We start from the raw sequence: 15880 nt of genomic DNA, 5'->3' as shown, positions 1-15880 counted from the left end.
GGGCAGCGTGATGAACCGCGCCGACCTCAAGCGCCTCGTCGAACTCGGAGAATCCTCCGTCGTGCACAGCGCCGCCTACCATGGGTGAAGTGGCGCCGAGCATGAAACAGTCAGGAAATTTGGGAGCCGACATGGGACATACCGGCTCCGGGCCAGTCCGAATTTCGGTCATTATCCCGCACTATCAGGACCTCTCGAATCTCGATCGGTGCCTCACGCAACTCGAAGCCCAGACGATCGGGCGTGATACCTTCGAGATCGTGGTCGCGGACAACATGTCACCGGTTGGCCTCGACGCCGTAGAGGCGGTGGTGGGGCAACGGGGTCGTGTGGTTCTTTCGCGCGAAAAGGGCGCGGGAGCGACACGGAACGTCGGCGTCGCTGCCTCAAACGGCGAGGTTCTTGCGTTTATCGACAGCGACTGCAGACCAGACGCGGCCTTCCTCGAGAAGGGAATAGCGACGCTCTCGACCTTCGATATTGCCGGCGGCGCCATCCGGGTGGACGTCGAGGACGTGAACAACCCAACGCCCAGCGAAGCCTTCGAACTCGTCTTCGCCTTTCACAACGAAAGCTACATCAAGAAGAAGCGCTTTTCGGTAACGGCCGCTCTCTTCGTCAGCCGGCGCATCTTCGATGAGGTCGGCCCGTTCCGCAATGACGTCTCCGAGGACGTCGAGTGGTGCCATCGCGCCGGGTCGAAAGGATTGACCTTGGGTTTCGCGAGGGAGGCCGTGGTCGGCCATCCCGCACGGCGTGACTGGAGCGAACTCGAGCGGAAGTGGCGCCGGCTGAACGCAGAGGCCTTCGCACTGACGAAGGTCAAACCCTTCGGACGCCTCCGATGGATCGGCCGGAGTTGGGTCGTTCTGTTGTCAACCGGCGTGCATCTCATTGAGATCTTACGGACGCGTCAGTTGAGCCGGTTCGCCGATCGGCTTGCCGCAATGGGCATTCTCGTGCGGCTACGGTTGCTGCGTCTATTCTGGGCTCACGCGATCTTCCTGGCTCCGCGCCCCTCCAAGCACCCCTGACTGTGGACAGTCTCCGCCGCGCGCCTGCAAAGGTCAGCTTTAAATCATGAGCCGTTAAACTTTTCCAATCATGTTTCTTTCCTGAACTTGTACGGACCGCGCGCCACGATTGTTACACTGGCTGCCGAAATTGAGGTGTGCCCTGACGGCCACGAATCCATCTAATGTCGATCGATCAGTTGGATTCGACTCGACCTCACCACAATTCCAATCGTAACCAATCGTCGCTCTGAGCGTCATAGAAGGTAAACGACGTAGTGCTATCAGGTCGCAAGCTGGGGGTCCTTTTCAGGACGGTAGGTCTGGCAGCGCTCCTCGCCGGGTGCACGGAGTCGTTTCCGACGTCTGGTCCCAAAATAACTGGCGACGCGACGATTCCAACCAATCCGCAGGACCTGCTCCCGCATGCGATGATTGATGCGACGCCCGCGGTTGCGACGCTCGCGGCGAGTGACGCCAGCGGCGAAGGCACACTGGGTTCCTTCACTTCGCGCGGCGGCGCGACGGAGATCCGCCTCGGCATCGGCGATACGGTCGGTGTCACCATCTTCGAGGCATCGGCAGGCGGGCTGTTCATTCCGACCGAGGCCGGCGCCCGAGCCGGCAACTTCGTTGCATTGCCGGATCAGCAGGTCGACCGTCGCGGTACCATTTCGGTTCCCTACGCGGGTCTGATCCCAGCGGCCGGGCGACGCGCTCCGGAGGTTCAGGCAGAAATCGAGCAGCGCTTGCGCAACCGTGCGATCGAGCCGCAAGCTGTCGTCTCACTGAAGGATCAGAAAGCAACGCTGGTCAGTGTTTTGGGAGAGGTGAATCTTCCCGCCCGCCTTCCGGTTAATCCCTCTGGCGAACGCGTGCTGGATGTCATCGCTCGTGCAGGCGGGCCGAAGGGAACGGGCTATCAGAGCTTCGTTACCCTTCAGCGTGGACCGCGCAAGCGGACCGTCTACTTCAACAAGCTGGTGAATGATCCGACCAACAACGTCTACGTTCAGCCCGGGGATGTGGTCTACGTCTACACCGAAAACCGGTCGTTCGTCGTGCTGGGAGCGACCGGACTCAACGGCAAGTACAATTTCGAAGCCGAGGTGACCACTGCGTCAGAAGCCTTGGGTCGATCCGGTGGCTTGCTTGACGAACGGGCGAATCCGCAAATGGTATTCATTTATCGCCTGGAGTCTCGGAAAGTTGCTTCCAGCCTGGGCATCGATCTCTCAGCATGGGCGGAAGATCGGATCCCTGTGATTTATCGCTTCGACCTCCGTGCGGAAGACGGCTTTTTTACGCTGCGGAAGTTCCTTGTCCGCGACAAGGACGTTCTCTACGTAGCGAATGCCGATGCCGTCGAGTTCACGAAGGTTCTCAATGTTCTGAGGACGGGCGTCGCAACGGTGAATGAGTCGAACGTTGCGCGCTACAATTTGGGTACGCTACGGTAAATTCTCTTCGCCCTCAGGCTGGATGGGCCACTGCGAGATAGAACTGGCGAGCTATCGCGCCGACATGTGACCGGGCAATCGAGGGGTCTTGGTGCTGATGCGGACCGATCCAGAGATCACCGAACCAGGACCGGCAGCCCGATCGACAAGCCGATCACGTTCATCCCTGGCGCAGCCCTTTCGCGCGTTCTCATTTGGCTAAAAAATTAGTAAAGGTCCGACCAGATCTGACAGCAAGAAATCGCAGCGCCCCCGAGGCTTGTGCGATCTCGGCCGACGTTATCGGCCGCCAACGATCTTGATTTAACTCCGCGCGCGCTGACGACATCGGATGCTGGCGTCTTCTATTGGACGCCTTGAAAATATCCGTAAACTTGTCCTCCGATTTCGAGGTCGCGAATGTATGCGGCATTAGGCAGTTACGCAAAATAATGAGAGAAATGTAATCTGTGAGAGATGCCGAGCCGGCAATCGCGGCGACGAGCATGTCTTATCTCAGCTATGCCAAGGCGCTGAGCGGTTTGACTTAATCCAAGACTGGAACGGCATCGATCTCATCGAGATTCCGAACACATCTGCCGATTGCACAAAACTCTTATATTTGACATATAATTCCTGTTTCCTTGTTTACAGGGACCGCTTACTGTTAATCAGCGGACGCACGCGATACATGTTCACCACCGATGAGGGACGCGAGATCCAATGCGCATTACGATGATCGGTTCAGGCTATGTGGGCCTTGTCTCTGGGACGTGCTTTGCTGATTTCGGTCACCAGATCGTCTGCGTCGACAAGGATCCCTCGAAGATCGAAGCTCTGAACGCGGGCAGAATACCGATCTATGAACCAGGTCTCGATGCCCTGGTCGCTGAGAACGTTCGGCAAAATCGTCTTCGTTTCACCACCGAGGTGGCATCGGCGGTGGCCGGTGCCGATGCGGTCTTCATCGCGGTTGGTACGCCCTCGCGCCGCGGCGATGGATTTGCCGATCTGTCCTATGTCTTCGCGGCCGCACGCGAGATCGCCCAATCCCTGACCGGGTTCACCGTGGTGGTCACCAAGTCGACGGTCCCGGTCGGCACCGGCGACGAGGTCGAGCGGATCATTCGTGAGGTACGCCCGGACGCCGAGTTTGCGGTGGTGTCGAACCCGGAATTCCTCCGTGAGGGGGCTGCCATTGAGGACTTCAAGCGTCCCGACAGAATCGTCATCGGCACCGAGGACGCGCGCGCGACGCAGGTGATGCAGGACGTCTACCGGCCCCTCTACCTGAACCAAGCTCCGATCCTGTTCACCGGACGTCGGACGGCCGAACTGACGAAATACGCTGCGAACGCCTTTCTCGCGACCAAGATCACCTTCATCAACGAGATCGCCGACCTCTGTGAGCAGGTCGGTGCGAACGTTCAGGAGGTCGCGCGCGGGATCGGCCTCGACAATCGCATCGGCGCGAAGTTCCTCCATGCCGGTCCCGGCTACGGGGGATCGTGTTTCCCCAAAGATACGTTGGCGCTGGTCAAGACGGCGCAGGATTCGGGCACGCCCGTGCGACTCGTCGAAACGGTGGTCTCGGTCAACGACCAGCGCAAGCGCGCGATGGCCCGAAAGGTCGTGACAGCCTGCGATGGCTCGGTGCGCGGTAAAACCATCGCGGTCCTTGGACTGACCTTCAAGCCCAACACCGACGATATGCGGGATGCCCCCTCGCTCTCGATCATCACGGGTCTGCAGGATGGCGGTGCCAAGATCGTCGCCTACGATCCGGAGGGCATCGAGCAGGCCCGCCTCGTCCTCTCGGACGTCACCTATGCGGAGGACGCCTATGCCTGTGCAGAGGGTGCCGACGCGCTGGTGATCGTCACCGAGTGGAATGCTTTCCGTGCCCTGGATTTCAAGCGCCTTCGGGCCACGATGACGAGCCCAGTCCTCGTCGACCTTCGCAACGTCTACAGGGCGGCAGAGGTGGAGCGGCACGGATTTCGTTACTCGGGCATCGGCCAAATCAGTGGCGGGGCCGAAACACCGTTCCTCGACCTCAAGTCGACCTGAGCAGGGTTTCCTTGTCAGCGCTCCAGGAAGCGAGGGTCCCTCAACGCGGAGACGGACAACAATGAGGAGCCGGCCCAGCGAAGAGACGATCCTCCGCATCCTGAAGGCGCGGACGGCCGTGCTGCCGGTGGCGGAGATCTGCCGCCGCCCCGGCATCAACGACGCGACGTTCTATGCATGGCGCTCGCGCGACGGCAGTATGGAGGTTGCGCATCCGCGTCGCCCGAAGACGCTCGACGAGGTGACTCGCGAGCTCGGGAAGGTCCTGACCGAAGCGATGCGCCATGGTGCGACGCTGCGCGAGGCTTTGGAAAAACCTTCTGAGGCTCAGCGCACGCAGAACAGCCGTGAGCTGGGCCCAGCGACGAGAAGGGCTATTCGCAGCGTCGCGCCTGCGGGCTGATTGGCCTTGAGCCGAAGGCGTACTGCCACGCCTCGGTCCGCGGCGACGATGGGATCACGCGGGCACACCTGCGCAGGCAGGCAGGCTGGTCGGCGTCGTCGCTTCGGCTACCGGCGCCGGCCGCCCTGCCACAGGAGCCGAACTCGCGCCAGCGCTCCGACGTCGTCTCCACGAGTTCCTGAACGCGCATCTGTTCGGGAGCCTGCTGCCCCCCACCAGCCTCGGCGGCCTCACCCCGAACGCGTTCGCAAGGCGGTCCCGACGGGACCAGAACGAACGGACTTCCTTATGAATAGGGCAAACAGGGGCACGGTCAGCTCTTGGTCGCCGAAGTTAGTACCCCGTCCGCGTGTTCACCGGCGCTGCGATGGTCGACGCCCGGCACGTCGGCAGTTCAAGCTGCCGGCAACCGGACGTCCTGGCAACGCGTCAGGAGTTCGGTCTCTTCGGCGCGTCCGAACTGCATTTCGGAGGCGCCGTCCCGCTCCTCGGCAAATGGGATATGTCCATTCCATCCTCAGAAATATCGGCTTAGCTTTTCTGTCAGCTGCATCGGATCGGAACCACGATTTGCGTGGCGGATCCGCCGTCACCGAGATCAAATCCGGACGCATTCCCCTCAAGACGGTCCGGCTTACAGAAGTGGCCTCGGGTGGGCCCTTGGCGTTTACGGGCTTGGTCGCTCACCGTCCGGCGGGACGTTGCGCCCCCCCGCGCAAGGCCGGTCCCAGGAATCGACGGCCCGCCCTTGGTGCTCCGACCGACCTTGGCGTATGCCGCCAGGGTATCGCGAAGCGGGAGCGGCGTTGGAACAGGCATTGCTCTCATGGATCGGCGCCCTGACGTCGATCCGGACCGAGGTCTTCTGGGTCCTCGGTGCCACCCTCTCGGGCCTTGTCAGCATCCATGTCCTCCTGCGCAAGCGGGAGGTCGGGGCGGCCATCGGCTGGATCGGCCTGGTCTGGCTGGCCCCCCTCTTCGGCAGCGTGCTCTATGCCCTGCTCGGGGTCAATCGGGTCACCCGACGGGCGCAGAAGCTCGGCATCAAGCCCTCTCAAGCGAGCCCGCGGCGCGCGGGTGGCCCGGCGCCGCCTCCCGTTCTGCCGGAGCGGTTCCAGCCCCTCGATCAGGCAGTCCGGCGCATCACCAGCCTTCCGCTGGAAGCGGGCAACCGGATTATGCCGCTGCGCAACGGCGATGCGGTCTATCCGGCGATGCTAGCCGCCATTCGCGAGGCCCGGCACTCCGTCGCCCTGTCGAGCTACATCTTCCGCAAGGATGAGATCGGCCGAGCCTTCCTCGACGCGCTGGAGGATGCCCATCACCGGGGCGTCGCCGTCCGGGTTCTGGTGGACGGCATCGGCAGCGGCTACTTCTTCGCCGCGGTCTATGGCGGCCTGCGGCGGCGGGGCGTGCCGGTCGGCCGGTTCATGCACTCGGTCCTGCCCTGGCGGATGCCGTTCCTGAACCTGCGCACCCACAAGAAGCTGCTCATCCTCGACGGAACCCTCGCTTTCACGGGCGGGATCAACATCGCCGACGAGAACCGGGTGGCGACCCATCCGCCGGAACCGGTGCGCGACGTCCATTTCCGGATCGAGGGGCCGGTCGTGACCCAACTCACGGCGGCCTTCGCCAGCGACTGGGCCTTCGTGATGGACCAGGAGCTGGACGGCCCCGCTTGGTTTCCGCCCCTCGCCGCGCGGGGCGAGACGCAGGCCCGGGTCGTCAGTTCGGGGCCGGACGCGGACCTGCGCAAGATCGAACTCGTGGTGCTCGAGGCGATCACCTGCGCCCGGACCAGCATCCGCCTGATGACGCCCTACTTCCTGCCGAGCGAGGTGCTGGTGAGCGCCCTGTCGCTGGCGGCCCTGCGCGGCCTGACGGTGGACGTCATCATTCCCATGGCCAGCGACCACGCGGTGGTCGACTGGGCGACCCGGGCGCATGTGGACCCGCTCCTGCGCAGCGACGTCCGGATCTGGCTCGACGACCCGCCCTTCGACCATGCCAAGCTCCTCGTGATCGACGATGCCTGGTGCTTCATCGGCAGCGCCAACTGGGATACCCGCAGCTTCCGCCTGAATTTCGAGCTGAACGTCGAGGTCTATGATTCCGGGCTCGCCCGACACCTCGACGCGTTCATGCAGGAGAAGATGAGCGTCCGGCTGACGCGCGAGCACCTGTCCCGGCGCGGTCTCCCCGTCCGGCTGCGCGACGCAGGCGTCCGATTACTCCTGCCATACCTTTGATGCGCTCCGGCTCCGCGGTGTCCTTCAGGATGATCTCGTGGGTGGGAGCCAGGTGCACGATGATCGGCCGGTGATCCGAGGCGCCGCGCGGCAGCACGCTGCGCCCGTGGCAGGTCAATCCGCGCACGAGGCAGCGGTCGAGCCGCAGAGGCACCACCCGCGCCATGGCGTGGGTCGGCAGGCGCGGGCCGACGTCGCGGAACCCCGGCAGGAGTGTCGGCCCCACCAGGTTGTAGTCGCCGATGACGGCGGCCCGGTCCGGCAGGCTCTGCTCGATGCAGCGCAACTGCCGCCGGTTGAGCATCTGCCCGTGCGAGAGGTGGACGTTGGCGACGCCGAATTCACCGAGATCGATCACCTGGCTCACCCGGTCGAACATCGCGCCGGCGGGAAGCTCGATGGCCTTCGGGGGGGTGGCGAAGGGCGTCGGGCTCCAGACCGCGAGGCCGTGGATGCGCCCGGGCATCTGAGCCCAGGCGTAGTGGCCGCCGACCTTGGCCTGCAGGGCCTCGATATCCTTGGTCGCCTCCTGCATCAGCACGAGGTCGGGCTGCTCGCGCTCGATCAGCGTCGCGATTCCGGCGACATTCGCGCCGACCCGCCGCAGGAGGTTCCAGCTGACGATCTTGCGGAGCCCGGGGCGGTCTTGGCCCGGGCGCCCGTGGGAGGTCTGGAGGGCACGGGCGGTCAGGCGCGCGAGGCGGCGATCGTTCAGCATCGGCACATAGGTGGGTCAGGCACGCCCGGCGGAAAGCCCGGGCCGGGACGCGGTCATGGGCTTTTGCGCCTCACGACTCCATGAGCGCGGCCACGTGCGCCGCCGTGGATTCGGCGAGGCCCTTCAGATCGTAGCCGCCCTCCAGAAGGGAAACGATGCGCCCGTCGCAGGTCTGCCCCGCGATCTCCATCACCTGGCGCGTGGCCCAGGCGAAGTCCTCCGCCTCCAGCATCAAGTTGGCCAGGGGATCGCGCCAATGGGCATCGAAGCCCGCCGAGATGATGATCAGGTCGGGCCGGAAATCCACGAGGCGCGGCAGGATGCGCGCGGTGAACGCCTCGCGAAAGCGCTCGCCGTCGGCGCCGGGCTTCAGGGGGGCGTTGACGATGGTGTCGTGGTCGCCGGCCTCCGAGACCGCGCCGGTGCCCGGATAGAGCGGCATCTGGTGGGTGGAGCAGAACAGCACCGCGGGGTCGGCCCAGAAGATGTCCTGGGTTCCGTTGCCGTGGTGCACGTCCCAGTCGACGATGGCCACCCGCTCCGCCCCGTAGGCGGCCTTGGCATGGCGGGCCGCGACCGCCGCATTGTTGAACAGGCAGAACCCCATGGCGCGGGTGCGCTCGGCGTGGTGGCCCGGTGGGCGCATGGCCGAGAACGCCGTGCGAGCCTGGCCCGTCATCACCGCGTCGACCCCCTGGACCGCCGCCCCGACCCCGCGCAGGACGCATTCGATGGTGCCGGGCGACAGCACGGTATCGGAATCGACGTGGACCAGTCCCTCGGCGGGGGCAGCCGCCACCATGGCCCGGACCCATTCCTCGGGATGGGCCAGCGCCACGGTCTCCAGGCTCGCGGGTTCCGGCGCCCGGCGGTCGAGGGCCGCGAAGGCCTCCGTCGCGAGGGCATCCTTGACCGCCTGCATGCGCTCCGGCCGCTCCGGATGCCCATGCGGGGTCTGGTGCCCGAGGGCGGCCTCGTGGCTGAAGAGGATGGTCATGCGGCGCTCCCGAGCGTCTGTCTATCCGTGGTATACCAGATCGCAGGTCCGCGGCCAGTGGGGAGATTTCCCCCCAGGCCGCTCGCCGGACGACGTCCCCTTCAGAAGGTCGGCGGCGTGCAGGCGCTGACCACCTCGCAGGCGACGGGACCGACGCATCGGAAGCGATGAGGCCGGCGGCTGTCGAAGGAATAGGCGTCGCCCGGTCCGAGGATGCGACGCTCCGAATCGACCGTCACCTCCAGGCGGCCGGACAGGACGATGCCGCCCTCCTCGCCGTCATGGACCAGAGGCACCCGGCCGGTATCGGCGCCGGGCTCGTAGCGCTCCCTCAACAACTGCAGGTTGCGCCCGAACAGGTTGTCGCCGACCTGCCGGTAGGAGATCGGCCCCCGGCCGATCTCGGTGAGTTCGTCGGCCCGGTAGAACGCCTTGCGCGAGCGCTCCGGCTCCACGGCGAAGAACTCCGACAGGCCGATGGGAATGCCGTCCAGGATGCGCTTGAGGGCGCCCACGGAGGGGTTCACACCGTTCGACTCGATCAACGAGATCGTCGAGTTCGGGACACCGGTGCGCTTGGCGAGCGCCCGCTGCGACAGGCCATGGGCGGTGCGGACGAAGCGCAGGCGCGCGCCGAGATCGATGCTCATCAAACCCCGTGAGTCGGCCCCTGGGGCGGAACGCCCGTTAGGGATGTTCAGGATTCACCGACATTGCCCGCACGGCCCCCGCCTTTTCAAGCACTTCGTTGCGTGCAGAAAAGGACTTGTCCGGGCGTCGCAATCGGCGCTTCTTCCGAGCACAGCGACATCTCTGGGTTGAAGATTGCCATGGACCACCACCCCGCAGCCAATGCCCCCGGGCTCGATGCCTACTGGATGCCGTTCACCGCCAACCGGCAGTTCAAGGCGGCGCCCCGCCTGCTCGCCTCGGCCAAGGGCATGCACTACACGGCCACGGACGGGCGCAGCGTCCTCGACGGCACGGCCGGCCTCTGGTGCGTGAATGCCGGGCACGGACGCCAGGGCATCGCCTCGGCGGTCGAGCGCCAGCTCACCACCCTCGACTTCGCGCCCTCATTCCAGATGGGCCATCCGGCGGCGTTCGACTTCGCCGAGCGCCTCGCCGCCATCGCGCCGGGCGGCCCGGAGGCCGGGCTCGACCGGGTGTTCTTTACCGGCTCCGGTTCCGAATCGGTCGACACCGCCCTCAAGATCGCGCTGGCCTACCAGCGCGCCATCGGCCAGGGCACGCGCACCAAACTGATCGGGCGCGAGCGCGGTTATCACGGCGTCGGCTTCGGCGGCATCTCCGTGGGCGGCCTCGTCAACAACCGCCGCGTCTTTCCGCTGCTGCCGGGCATCGACCACCTGCGCCACACCCATGATCCCGAGCGCAACGCCTTCTCGAAGGGCCTGCCCGCGCACGGGGCGGAGCTCGCCGACGACCTCGAACGCCTCGTCGCCCTGCACGGGGCCGAGACCATCGCGGCCTGTATCGTCGAGCCGGTGGCCGGCTCCACCGGCGTCCTCCTGCCGCCGACGGGCTATCTGGAGCGCCTGCGCGCGATCTGCGACCGGCACGGCATCCTGCTGATCTTCGACGAGGTCATCACCGGCTTCGGCCGCCTCGGGACGCCCTTCGCGACGGATTACTTCGGCGTGATCCCCGACCTCGTCACCACTGCCAAGGGCCTCACCAACGGCGCCCTGCCGATGGGCGCGGTCTTCTGCGCGCGGCGCGTCCACGACGCGTTGATGCACGGCCCGGAGGCGGTGATCGAGCTGTTCCACGGCTACACCTATTCGGGCCATCCGGTCGCCTGCGCGGCGGGCCTCGCCACCCTCGACATCTACGCCCAGGAGGGCCTGCTCACCCGCGGAGCGGAGCTCGCCGAGGATTGGGCCAGCGCCATGCACGACCTGCGGGGTGCCAGCCACGTCATCGACATCCGCACCATCGGCCTCGTCGCCGGCATCGAACTGGCGTCCCGGCCCGGAGCCCCCGGGGCGCGAGCCTACGACGTCTTCGTCGACTGCTTCGAGCGCGGCCTTCTCGTCCGGGTCACCGGCGACATCGTCGCCCTGTCGCCGCCGCTGATCGTCGAGCGCGACCAGATCGACACCATGGCGTCGATCCTCGGCGACGCCATCGCCCGCGCCGCCTGAATCGTTCCACTCCCCCTCCGTCAGGATTTTCGATGCCCACCGCGATCTCCCACTTCATCGGCGGCCGGACCGTCGCCGGCACCAGCACCCGGACCGCGCCGGTCTACAATCCCGCCACCGGCGAGGAGACCGGCCGGGTCGCTCTGGCCAACACGGCGGACGTCAACGCGGCGGTGGCGGCCGCCAAGGCGGTCGCCCACGCCTGGGCCCACACCACGCCGCTTCGCCGCGCCCGCATCCTCAACGCCTTCCTGCGCATCGCCGAAGAGCGCACCGACGAACTCGCCGCCCTGATCACCGCCGAGCACGGCAAGGTGCTCTCCGACGCCAAGGGCGAGATCCAGCGCGGGCTCGAGGTGGTGGAGTTCGCCACCGGCATTCCCCAGCTTCTCAAGGGCGAGGTCACCGAGAACGTCGGCACCCGCGTCGACAGCCATGCCCTGCGCCAGCCGCTGGGCGTGGTGGCCGGCATCACGCCGTTCAATTTCCCCGTTATGGTGCCGATGTGGATGTTTCCGGTGGCGCTGGCCTGCGGCAACTGCTTCGTCCTGAAGCCCTCCGAGCGCGATCCCTCGCCCGCGCTGCTGGTCGCCGCCTGGCTCAAGGAGGCCGGCCTGCCGGACGGCGTGTTCAGCGTGGTCCACGGCGACAAGGAGGCGGTCGACGCCCTCCTGCATCACCCCGACATCGCGGCGGTGAGCTTCGTCGGCTCGACCCCGATCGCCCGCTATATCTACGCCACCGCCACCGCCAACGGGAAGCGCGCCCAGGCGCTGGGCGGCGCCAAGAACCACATGATCGTCATGCCGGACGCCGACATGGACCAGGCGGTCGACGCGCTGATGGGCGCGGCCTACGGCTCGGCCGGCGAGCGCTGCATGGCGATCTCGGTGGCCGTGCCCGTGGGTGAGAAGACTGCCGACGCGCTGGTGGCCAAGCTCATCCCGAAGGTGCGGGCGCTGAAGGTCGGGCCGGGCACGGACCCGGACTCGGAGATGGGCCCCCTCGTGACGAAGGTGCACCGCGACAAGGTGAGCGGCTACATCGATGCGGGCGTGGCGGAAGGCGCCGAGCTCCTCGTCGACGGGCGCGGCCTGAGCCTGCAGGGCTACGAGGGCGGCTACTTCCTCGGCGGCACCCTGTTCGACCGGGTCACCCCGGAGATGTCGATCTACCGTGAAGAGATCTTCGGGCCCGTCCTGGCGATCACCCGGGCGCCGGACTACGCCACGGCGGCCAAGCTCATCAACGAGCACGAGTTCGGCAACGGCACGGCGATCTTCACCCGCGACGGCGACGCGGCCCGCGAGTTCGCCCACGGGATCGAGGTCGGCATGGTGGGCATCAACGTGCCGATCCCGGTGCCGATGGCGTTCCACTCCTTCGGCGGCTGGAAGGCCTCGCTGTTCGGCGACCACCACATGCACGGCCCCGAGGGCGTCCGCTTCTACACGCGCCTGAAGACCATCACGACCCGCTGGCCCACCGGCATCCGCGCCGGCGCCGACTTCGTCATGCCCACCATGGAGTAGGCGCTCCGGCCGGTGACGCCTCCGGTTGGCAGGGCCGCCCGATCTTCGTTTCCGAGTGCCGGCGCGGCACGAACAGCCTGCCATCAGCGCGATCATCTCGCGCTGATGGGCAAAACCGCGTGTTCCGACGATCCGTCGCAGCACCGTGCGGGCAGTGTCCCCCGTCAGGCCAGAGCGACCATCGCGTCCGGGAACCCTGTCCCCGCCACAACCAGGGATCCTTGGTGCATGATCCCGGGATGCGCTGTGACGGATCGATCCTGAAGCGATGGGCTCTTTCGTACAGGCGTCGAGGATGAACTCGGTGGGTGTCGGACCATGCAGGGTCGTGCGCCTACGCGCAGGATCATAGGCACCTCCAAACCAGTGCAGGTGCGTTCGGCGCTGGTCACGGCTGTCCGAGTGAGAGCGCTTGACCGTCGCGTCCTCGATCGTGCGGTTCATCCGCTCGGCCCGTCCGCTGTGACGCCGAAAGGCGCCGATGATCGCCCCCTCCACGACGGTGAGCACCGCGGAGCGTGCCTCCTCGGGTCCCATCCGGGCATCCACTGTCCTCGCCCGTTAGCGCCACGCCTGCACCGTCGGGCCGACACCGGAGCGCCCGGCCAGCACCCCTACGCTCTCCTCACGGTACTGGGATCGCGCCACGGGCTGCCCCGTCGTTGTGGCACTTCAAAGAAGAACCCGACCCATTGCGCATCCCTCGCAGGATGGCGCTCGACCGTATCACCACACCGCGGGACCAAACACCGAATAGGGCTTTTCGCGATCGGCACACCAGCCAAGATTACCGACCATTTCGTCCTATGGAATGCGAATGCAGAGGTTCATGGAAAATGTTTTATGAGATTTGGCACAATATCTGCAATCAAAGCGACAGGCGATCACTTCAATGATCGCTCTTGGCATGAGCAGAGAGTTCGTTTACGCAATTTGTGATTTGCCGTGGATCTACAGATTCAGCCCTGCGCCTTTGGAGAAGGTCAGAAACGCTTTACACATCGTGTCTCGACTAAACACCTCACGACAGCAGGCATAATTCTGATAGATTTATTAGCTTACTGGCTCATGATGAAGCGCATCGCATCGATCCGATGAGTTCAAAGTGAATAATATTGCATGCACCACGTCGGATAAAGAGATCGGCCATCAATCCTACATCACCGGGATTGACGGGCTTCGCGCGATATCCGTTCTGTCGGTCGTTCTCTATCACTTGGATTCAAACATACTTCCTGGCGGATTCATCGGAGTTGATGTGTTCTTCGTAATCTCGGGTTTCGTTGTCGCCATGACAACGCGACGCGAACACACACGCAGCTTCCGCCAATTCCTTCTCGTCTTCTACCGTCGGCGCATCGTGCGCATTCTACCAGCCACACTTATCTTCCTTCTGCTGGCGCAGCTTTTCGTTGTGCTTTTCGTTCCGACAAAGGACAGAATTACTGTTCCGGACCTGACGGCAGCGGCCGCGGCCCTCGGAATGAGCAACTTCGTACTTTGGCTGAAGGCAGACGATTACTTTTCCCCAGAGGCCAATTTAAATCCGTTCCTACATACCTGGTCGCTCGCAATCGAAGAGCAGTTCTACCTCATTTTCCCTACCTTCGCTTTTTTATTTAATTATTACAGAGCCTCATCACGAATATTTTGGTGGCTGGCCACCGGATTGATAGGCTGCATTATTGCCTCTCTGACCGTTGCTGTATTGAGCACACATGTCAGCCGTCCTTTTGCTTTCTACATGCTTCCCTCGCGGTTCTGGGAACTCGCAACCGGCATCGCCCTGTTCATTCTGGTGGAGAAAATTTCAGGGCGTCCGACTGCAGGTCGCCCTTTTCAAATTCTCGTATTCGCGGCCGGCCTGTGTGGGCTGATCGCGATTGCAGCCGCATATGGATTCATAGACTCCGTCAATTTTCCATTCCCCTACTCCATTGTCCCAGCAATTTCTGCGTCACTCATGTTATACAATCTATACTTAGATCGGAACGGCCTCATATCGCGTATTTTCTCAATTAAAATACTTCAGTATATTGGCAAAATTTCTTTTTCGATATATCTTTGGCATTGGTTCGTCATTGTTTCCCTGCAGTGGACGATTGGATTAGAGACCTATCTACCGAAATTCGTCGCGCTCGCCGCGAGTTTTCTCCTAGCAGACTTATCTAACCGTCTGATCGAAAGACCGGCTCGAGTCAGCGGCCGAATCGGCGCTTGGTGTGACGGGCATGTCATCCTGTCTGGGCTTACAGCAATGGGCGTCGTCGGGGCCTCCATGGGCATCCTTGCAGCGGCACGACCCAGTCTGACCCTCTCCGTAACCGGCGATCGCGACGTTTGGCTGCCGTCGACACCTGGTCACGGCGGCAGGTGCCAAGCGCAGCGAGGCCGTCGGTCGTTTGCGGGCGGAACGATCCGGTACGATTTTGTCCCGCAGTCTTGCGAACAGGGGGCAGATCCTCGGCATCTCTATGTTCTTGGCGACTCGCACGCTGGGGCTTATCAGCGTCTTGTCGGGAATATTGTCCGACATGAGGGCCTGACGGCAACGATCTTTACAGGGACTGGCTGCGCCTGGTTGCCAATGATTGGCCAAACAAAAACCACATGCGCGCTTTTCATTGAAAACGGACTTACTGCTATAGCCCTGAGTGCAAAATCAGGTGATGTGATATTCTTCCCCGGCCTTCGCATTCGCCGGTATCAGACGTCCGATTCATCTGACAATGAAGCCGAGATACATTCAATTAATTACAGTGACGCTATGATTTCTCATGAAGCCAAGCGCCTAACGACTCTCATCGATCAGGGAATACGAGTCGTCTTGGAGGCACCTAAACCTGTCTATAAATATGAGCCGATGCGATGCTTCGACTGGTTCAATCAGGCCAATCCGAGATGCCGGGAAAAATCCGTTCCCTACACAGAATTACAGGAACGAAGAAAACAAGCCCTTGTCATCTACACAAAATTGAAAAACCTCGACCCGCGTATCGAAATCTGGGACCCCTTCCCCCTGCTTTGTCATGATGCGGCATGTCTAGCCGTGAAGGATGGTATGCCGTTAGTCTCGGACGGCGATCATCTGACGGGATATGCAAATGACTATCTGACTCCTTTCTTCGCAAACCTTCTAAAGGATCGTCAGTAGCTCGTTCGACTCGGACCTGTCCGGGATCAAGGCTCGACGCCTGCGTATGCCCCACCGTCGATCGGTATCCGGTGGGGGATCAAGGATGTGCCGCCCAACGAGACATGCAATTATCTTGATCCGTCTCGAACACG

Annotated in this window: 10 protein-coding genes and 2 pseudogenes; 8 read left to right on the top strand and 4 right to left on the bottom strand. The window is 63.7% G+C overall.

All coding sequences use genetic code 11. The features are described 5' to 3' along the window. Nucleotides 1-131 precede the first annotated feature (131 nt). The 5 genes and pseudogenes from ASF20_RS16185 to ASF20_RS16165 all read left to right on the top strand — a co-directional run bounded on the left by ASF20_RS16185 (nt 132) and on the right by ASF20_RS16165 (nt 7177). Nucleotides 132-1034, top strand: a complete 903-nt coding sequence (locus ASF20_RS16185; protein WP_056275772.1) for a glycosyltransferase — start codon at nt 132-134, stop codon at nt 1032-1034. Between the two features lie 410 nt (nt 1035-1444). After that, nucleotides 1445-2473, top strand: coding sequence for a polysaccharide biosynthesis/export family protein (locus ASF20_RS16180; RefSeq protein ID WP_082501382.1), 1029 nt, complete (start codon nt 1445-1447; stop codon nt 2471-2473). Between the two features lie 702 nt (nt 2474-3175). After that, nucleotides 3176-4522, top strand: coding sequence for a UDP-glucose/GDP-mannose dehydrogenase family protein (locus ASF20_RS16175; RefSeq protein WP_056219582.1), 1347 nt, complete (start codon nt 3176-3178; stop codon nt 4520-4522). Nucleotides 4523-4583: 61 nt separating this feature from the next. Next, nucleotides 4584-5042: pseudogene (locus ASF20_RS16170) on the top strand (transposase); the annotation flags it as partial. A gap of 689 nt (nt 5043-5731) precedes the next feature. Continuing rightward, nucleotides 5732-7177, top strand: coding sequence for a phospholipase D-like domain-containing protein (locus ASF20_RS16165; RefSeq protein WP_056275769.1), 1446 nt, complete (start codon nt 5732-5734; stop codon nt 7175-7177). On the opposite strand, the gene ASF20_RS16160 is transcribed toward ASF20_RS16165, so the two are convergent. From ASF20_RS16160 to ASF20_RS16150, 3 genes are all read right to left on the bottom strand, one after another. After that, nucleotides 7068-7895, bottom strand: coding sequence for an endonuclease/exonuclease/phosphatase family protein (locus tag ASF20_RS16160; RefSeq protein WP_056275766.1), 828 nt, complete (start codon nt 7893-7895; stop codon nt 7068-7070). The two genes, ASF20_RS16165 and ASF20_RS16160, sit on opposite strands and share 110 nt — an antisense overlap. A gap of 70 nt (nt 7896-7965) precedes the next feature. Then, the gene (locus ASF20_RS16155) at nt 7966-8892 is read right to left on the bottom strand and encodes a histone deacetylase family protein (RefSeq protein WP_056219570.1); all 927 of its coding nucleotides are present in this window, start codon (nt 8890-8892) and stop codon (nt 7966-7968) included. 101 nt (nt 8893-8993) lie between these two features. Then, nucleotides 8994-9542 carry a cupin domain-containing protein gene (locus tag ASF20_RS16150; RefSeq protein ID WP_056275762.1) on the bottom strand — a complete coding sequence of 183 codons (549 nt, stop codon included), beginning with the start codon at nt 9540-9542 and terminating at the stop codon, nt 8994-8996. A gap of 180 nt (nt 9543-9722) precedes the next feature. Here ASF20_RS16150 and ASF20_RS16145 point away from each other — a divergent pair, with 180 nt between their 5' ends. Both ASF20_RS16145 and ASF20_RS16140 read left to right on the top strand, forming a co-directional pair. Beyond that, nucleotides 9723-11060: an aspartate aminotransferase family protein gene (locus tag ASF20_RS16145; protein WP_056219564.1), complete on the top strand. Its 1338-nt coding sequence runs from the start codon at nt 9723-9725 to the stop codon at nt 11058-11060. 32 nt (nt 11061-11092) lie between these two features. Further along, nucleotides 11093-12592, top strand: coding sequence for a CoA-acylating methylmalonate-semialdehyde dehydrogenase (locus ASF20_RS16140; RefSeq protein WP_056219561.1), 1500 nt, complete (start codon nt 11093-11095; stop codon nt 12590-12592). Nucleotides 12593-12815: 223 nt separating this feature from the next. Here the strand turns inward: ASF20_RS16140 and ASF20_RS23470 are convergent. Next, nucleotides 12816-13240, bottom strand: a pseudogene (locus ASF20_RS23470) (hypothetical protein); the annotation flags it as partial. A gap of 457 nt (nt 13241-13697) precedes the next feature. Between ASF20_RS23470 and ASF20_RS23465 the strand changes: the two are divergent. Beyond that, on the top strand, nt 13698-15746 hold the full coding sequence (locus ASF20_RS23465; RefSeq protein WP_082501380.1) for an acyltransferase family protein: 2049 nt from the start codon (nt 13698-13700) through the stop codon (nt 15744-15746). Nucleotides 15747-15880: the final 134 nt, after the last annotated feature.

Source organism: Methylobacterium sp. Leaf88, assembly GCF_001422795.1.
Taxonomy (GTDB): Bacteria; Pseudomonadota; Alphaproteobacteria; order Rhizobiales; family Beijerinckiaceae; genus Methylobacterium.
The sequence above is the reverse complement of the archived record's forward strand: the minus strand, read 5'-3'. Positions and strand labels throughout refer to the sequence as shown.

Excerpts from the sequence above, each read along its gene's own strand:
- ASF20_RS16185 (WP_056275772.1), top strand. The coding sequence starts at position 132 with ATGGGACATACCGGCTCCGGGCCAGTCCGAATTTCGGTCATTATCCCG.
- ASF20_RS16180 (WP_082501382.1), top strand. The coding sequence starts at position 1,445 with ATGATTGATGCGACGCCCGCGGTTGCGACGCTCGCGGCGAGTGACGCC.
- ASF20_RS16175 (WP_056219582.1), top strand. The coding sequence starts at position 3,176 with ATGCGCATTACGATGATCGGTTCAGGCTATGTGGGCCTTGTCTCTGGG.
- ASF20_RS16160 (WP_056275766.1), bottom strand. The coding sequence starts at position 7,895 with ATGCTGAACGATCGCCGCCTCGCGCGCCTGACCGCCCGTGCCCTCCAG.
- ASF20_RS16155 (WP_056219570.1), bottom strand. The coding sequence starts at position 8,892 with ATGACCATCCTCTTCAGCCACGAGGCCGCCCTCGGGCACCAGACCCCG.
- ASF20_RS16150 (WP_056275762.1), bottom strand. The coding sequence starts at position 9,542 with ATGAGCATCGATCTCGGCGCGCGCCTGCGCTTCGTCCGCACCGCCCAT.
- ASF20_RS16145 (WP_056219564.1), top strand. The coding sequence starts at position 9,723 with ATGGACCACCACCCCGCAGCCAATGCCCCCGGGCTCGATGCCTACTGG.
- ASF20_RS16140 (WP_056219561.1), top strand. The coding sequence starts at position 11,093 with ATGCCCACCGCGATCTCCCACTTCATCGGCGGCCGGACCGTCGCCGGC.